The organism is Micromonospora sp. NPDC047753, from assembly GCF_040642735.1.
In the GTDB taxonomy this organism is placed as follows: Bacteria; Actinomycetota; Actinomycetes; order Mycobacteriales; family Micromonosporaceae; genus Micromonospora.
In genome coordinates, this window is record NZ_JBEYSL010000474.1 from 1 (window position 1) to 5,229 (window position 5,229).

At 73.9% G+C, this 5,229-nt stretch carries 5 protein-coding genes and 1 pseudogene; 3 read left to right on the forward strand and 3 right to left on the reverse strand.

The annotated features are described in order from the left end of the window. Positions 1 to 221 (forward strand): annotated as a pseudogene (locus tag ABZ749_RS28785) (hypothetical protein); the annotation flags it as partial. A gap of 142 nt (positions 222 to 363) precedes the next feature. Further along, positions 364 to 1,992, forward strand: coding sequence for a GAF domain-containing sensor histidine kinase (locus ABZ749_RS28790; protein WP_357233290.1), 1,629 nt, complete (start codon positions 364 to 366; stop codon positions 1,990 to 1,992). 15 nt (positions 1,993 to 2,007) lie between these two features. Here ABZ749_RS28790 and ABZ749_RS28795 read toward each other — a convergent pair whose 3' ends face one another. Continuing rightward, positions 2,008 to 2,646 (reverse strand): response regulator transcription factor, encoded by a 639-nt coding sequence (locus ABZ749_RS28795; protein ID WP_355576846.1) that lies wholly within the window; start codon positions 2,644 to 2,646, stop codon positions 2,008 to 2,010. Between the two features lie 193 nt (positions 2,647 to 2,839). Here ABZ749_RS28795 and ABZ749_RS28800 point away from each other — a divergent pair, with 193 nt between their 5' ends. Beyond that, positions 2,840 to 3,814, forward strand: coding sequence for a nitroreductase (locus ABZ749_RS28800; protein WP_357233284.1), 975 nt, complete (start codon positions 2,840 to 2,842; stop codon positions 3,812 to 3,814). A gap of 15 nt (positions 3,815 to 3,829) precedes the next feature. Here ABZ749_RS28800 and ABZ749_RS28805 read toward each other — a convergent pair whose 3' ends face one another. Then, complete coding sequence (locus ABZ749_RS28805) at positions 3,830 to 4,822, reverse strand: NAD-dependent epimerase/dehydratase family protein (RefSeq protein ID WP_357233286.1); 993 nt, start codon at positions 4,820 to 4,822, stop codon at positions 3,830 to 3,832. A 93-nt stretch (positions 4,823 to 4,915) separates the two neighbouring features. Then, the coding region (locus ABZ749_RS28810) for a hypothetical protein (RefSeq protein WP_357233288.1) at positions 4,916 to 5,229 on the reverse strand (314 nt) is incomplete at its 5' end.

The following is a 5,229-nucleotide window of genomic DNA, read 5'->3' on the forward strand; positions in this document are numbered from 1 at the left end:
GGCAGGCTGTCGGCCAACTCACGGCCGTACCGCTCGGCCATGCAGCCTGCGGCGACCACCTTGGCGCCCGTTCCGGCGGCGGCGAGCAGGGTCTGCTCTCCGGGATCGGCTTCCCGTACATCGCGTTGCGGTTGGGCATCGCGGACCCGACGCAGGCGGGTCCGCCGCACACGCCGCGGTTGACCACCGCACAGGTGGTCGACACCTCCGCGGTCCGTTGACGGGTCTGGCGACGAGCGGCACCGGCGCTACCATGCCTCGGTGACCAGCAGCGTGCCGCCGCCCCGTCCGGAACCAACGGCGGCACCGTCGCTCGGGCTGAGCCCGCTGTCGCGGGTCCGTCTCGACGAGCTGTTGCAGGAGATGCTGGTCCGGGTCGGTGAGGTGGTGACCAGCCGGGAGCGCCTGCGAGCCCTGCTCGACGCGGTGGTCGGCATCGGCACCAACCTGGATCTGCGCACCACCCTGCAACGCATCGTGCAGGCGGCCTGCGAGTTGGTCGGCGCCCGGTACGGCGCGCTCGGCGTGGTCGGCCCGGACCGGCTGCTGCACGACTTCATCGTCCACGGCATCACGCCCGAGCAGCACGAGCAGATCGGCGACCTGCCGCACGGGCGGGGCGTGCTCGGCCTGCTCATCGACGATCCCCGGCCGCTGCGGATGCCCGACATCACCCAGCACCCCCGCTCCTACGGGTTCCCGGCCAACCACCCGCCCATGCACAGCTTCCTGGGCGTGCCGGTCCTCATCCGCGACCAGATCTTCGGCAACCTCTACCTGGCGGAGAAGCAGGGCGGTGCCCAGTTCACCGAGGACGACGAGGAGATCGTCGTCGCGCTCGCCGCCGCCGCCGGCGTGGCCATCGAGAACGCCCGCCTGTACGCCCTGGCGCACCGGCGGGAACGCTGGCTCGCCGCCACCGCCGAGATCACCACGGTGCTGCTGGGCGAGGTACGCCGTACCGACGCGTTGGCGTTGGTCGCCCGCCGAGCCCGCGAGGTCGCCGAGGCCGAGCTGGCGCTGGTGCTGCTCTACGACACCGACACCGAGCAGTTCTCCGTGGAGGTGGTCGACGGCCCCGACGAGCAGGCCCACGCGCTCGTCGGCACGGTCCTGCCCGCCGCCGACACCAGCTTCGGCGCGGCTGTCGCCGAGGGCCGGCACGACCAGGTGGACGACCTGGCGCACGCCGCGCCGTGGCCGGCGCTGCTGCACACCGGCCCGGCGATGATCTCGCCACTCACCACCGCAGAGGCCCTGCACGGCGTGCTGATCGTGGCGCACCGCCCGGAGCGCGGCGGTGGCGCCAGCGAGGAGGACCTGACGCTGCTGGGCAGCTTCGCCGGGCAGGCCGCGCTGGCCATGGAACGGGCGCGCGGCCAGGAGGAACGGGAACTGCTGGTGGTCCTGGAGGACCGCGAGCGGATCGCCCGCGACCTGCACGACGTGGTGATCCAACGACTCTTCGCCACCGGCCTGCAACTGCAGAGCGCCGCACCGATGGCCCGCCCGGAGGTGGCCAAACGGATCAACGCGGCGGTCGACGATCTCGACGCCACCATCCGCGACATCCGGCGGACGATCTTCGAGCTGCGTACGCCGATGACCTCGGAGCTGCGCACCGAGATCCGTGCGGCGGTCGAGGCCGCCGCCGAAGCGCTGGGCTTCAGGCCGCACCTGGAGCTTTCCGGGCCGGTGGACAGCGCCGTGCCGGACGCCATCCGCCCGGACCTCACCGCCGTGCTGCGCGAGGCGCTGTCGAACGTGGTCCGCCACGCGCAGTGCACCCGCGTCGACGTCGCCGTACGCGTCGACTCCGGCCAGGTCACCGTGACGGTCACCGACAACGGGGTGGGCTGCGACCCGGCCGCCGCCCGGGGTGGCCTGGTCAACCTGCGCGAACGCGCCAGCCGCCTCGACGGCACCTTCACGGTCACCGCGGCCGAGTCGCGCGGCACCGAGGTGTGCTGGGCCGTGCCGCTGTGCGACTGACTCCCGCGACCCGGGTCAGGGCGCCTTGCCGAGCAGACGCGTGGCCAGAACGGCGGCCTGCGTGCGGCGCTCCAGGCCCAGCTTGGCCAGCACGCTGGAGACGTAGTTCTTCACCGTCTTCTCCGCCAGGAACATCCGACCGGCGATCTCCCGGTTGGTCAGCCCCTCGGCCACGTACTCCAGGATCCGCCGCTCCTGCTCGGTGAGCGACTTCAGCTCGCGCGGCTGCTCGACGCCGTTGCGGATGCGCTCCAGCACCCGGGTGGTGATCGCCGGGTCGAGCAGCGACTGCCCGGCCGCGACGCGACGCACCGCGTCGACCAGGTCGGTGCCACGGATCTGCTTGAGCACATACCCGGCGGCACCGGCCATGATGGCTGCGAACAGCGCCTCGTCGTCCTCGTACGAGGTGAGGATCAGCCCCTTGATGGACGAGTCGACGGCGCGGACGTCACGGCACACGTCGATGCCGTTGCCGTCCGGCAGCCGCGCGTCGAGGATCGCCACGTCGGGCCGCAGCGCCGGGATGCGGCGGGCCGCCTCCTGCGCCGAGCCGGACTCGCCGACCACCTCTATGTCGCCGCCGCTCTGCAGCAGGTCGGCCAGGCCACGGCGGACGACCTCATGGTCGTCGAGGAGGAAAACCCGGATCATCCCTCGTTTCTACCCGCTGCCCGTGGCCCAGCGCACGGGCCGAAGGTCCCGATCGGCGCGAAGCGAGCGGGCGCTCGGACCCGACTGGTCGGGACGTCCGGCCCTGCTGGGCGAGCACCGAACGACGGACCGTGGAGGTACGCCAGCACAGCGGCACCACCCGCCGCCGGCCCAGCGGGAGAGGAGCACCGACATGGACATCGGCTACACCGCCGCCCAGTTGCGGACCGCCGCCGTGGACGCGGTCCGGGCACCGTCGTTGCACAACACCCAACCGTGGCGGCTACGGCTGCGCGACGGCGGCATCGAGGTGCTGGCCGACCCGGCCCGCCGGCTGCCGGCGACCGACCCGAGCGGGTGGGGTGTCCGGATCGCCTGCGGCGCGGCGTTGTTCAACCTGCGGATCGCCCTGGCCGTGGCCGGGGTCCCGGCCCGGGTGCGGCTGCGCCCCGACCCGGCCGAGCCGGACCTGCTGGCCCGGCTGGTACCGGACCTCCCGCGCCGGCCCACCCCCGCCGAGCAGAGCCTGCACGGGGCCATCCCGCGCCGGTTCAGCAACCGTCTGCCGTTCTGGCCGGACCCGGTGCCGGGCGACGCCCGCTGGCGCCTCGGCGAGGCCGCCCGTGCCGAGCAGTGCTGGTTGGAGCTGCTGATCGGGGTGAGCGCGGTCTCCGCGTTCGGCGAGATCGCGCGCAGCGCGCACCGGGTGCTGGAGCGCGACCCCGCGTACCGGGCCGAACGGGAACGGTGGCTACGCCGGGAGTCCACCCCGGACGGCGTGCCCAGCTCCGCCGGAGGTCCGCGAGGCGAGCCGCAGGACGTCCTCCCGACGCGCGGCTACGGTGGGCGTGACCGCGCCCCCGGGCGCGACTTCGAACCGGAACCCCTGGTGGGGGTGCTGGGCTCGGCGGGCAACACCGCAGTGGACCAGGTGATCGCCGGGCAGGCCCTGCAACGCCTGCTGCTCACCGCCACGGACGCCGGGCTCAGCGTGTCGATGCTCTCCCAGCCGATCGAGGTGCCCACGGCGCGGGAGCAACTGCGGCTGGCGCTGGGCCGGTTCGGCACACCGCAGATGGTGCTGCGGATCGGGTACGGCCAGCCGGGTCGACCGACCCCCCGACGTGGTGTCGCCGAGGTGCTGGACCTGCCGGTGGTGCCCGCCTGACCCGCCGAGGCACGGTCAGCCGGCGAGCACGGCGGCCTCCAGGGTCGGATCCAACCCGATCGAGCTGCGCTGCGGTCGCCCGGCGCGCGGCGGAACCGCACCGACCTCGCGCAGCCACCGCCAGGTGTCGCCGACGGTCTCGGCCACCGGCCGGCAAGTCAAGCCGGCGGCCAGTGCCCGCGTGACGTCCCGCTCCAGCAACCCCCGGGACGGGTGGCCGCGCGGCAGCCAGATCGGCAGGTCGCTCCACGGCTGCACCCCGGCGGCGAGGATCGACGCCGGATCGGTCCACCGCAACCGGGCGTCGACACCGGTCGCGGCCACGCACGCGTCGAGCAGCTCGCCCATCGTGGTCTGCGTCGGACGGCCGACCGCGTTGAACGTGCCGCCCACCTTCCGGGTGCCCGCCTCGAGCATCCACCCCGCCAGGTCGCGGACGTCGACGTACTGCACCGGCAGGTCGGGCGGGGCGGGGGCGAGTACGTCCCCGCCCCGCTCGACGCGCCGTAGCCACCAGGGCAGCCGGCCGATGTCCTCGCCCGGGCCCAGGATCAGGCCGGCCCGCGCGACCAGCGCACGCCCACCGAACACCTCCCGCACGGCACGCTCGGCACCGGCCTTGAGCTGCGGGTAGTCGCCGTCGACGGAGCCCGGGTCGGCGTCCACCACCGGGGAGTCCTCGTGCAACCCCGCCGCGGCGTGGTCGGTGTAGACCGAGCCGCTGGACACGTACACGTAATGGCCGACCGTGTTGACCAGGGCGCGGGCGGCGTCTCCGGCGGCCCTCGGCGCACCGTCCCAGGTGTCCACGGCGACGTCCCACTCGCCACCGGCGAGCGCCGCCAGACCGTCCGGCGCGGTGCGGTCACCCCGCAACCGGTGTACGCCGGACGGCACCGTGCCGTGCAGCCCCCGGTTGAACACCGTCACCGACCAGCCGCGGCGTAGCGCCTCGGCGACGGTGGCCCCGCCCACGAATCCCGTACCACCCAGCACCAGCAGTCTCATGCGCTCCACCCTGCTGGCATCGGCCGGCGAAGGGCACCCCCGTTCGCCGGCAGCGGATCTGCCCGTGGCAGAACCGGACGGGGATGCCGCCGTTCACCTGCAGCCAGTCGCCGGTCCGGCCAGCACGCTCCTGCGGCGCAGCAGCGCCGCACGCGCCCGACGGGCCGCCCGCAGGTTCAGGGCCGCCACCGCGCCGAGCAGGAGCACAACGCCCAGCAGCGCCGGCTCCAGTTCGTGTCGCAGCAGGCTGATGATCAGCGCGCCAACGCTGAATGCCAGCCAGGCTCCGACGCCGAGCCAGCCGGCGACCACCCGATCCCGGGCGAACAGCGGAGTCCGTCGAGTCACTGCCCAACCACCGAACACCGCCCAGCACAGGCCGATCGTCACCAGGACGGCGAAGGCCA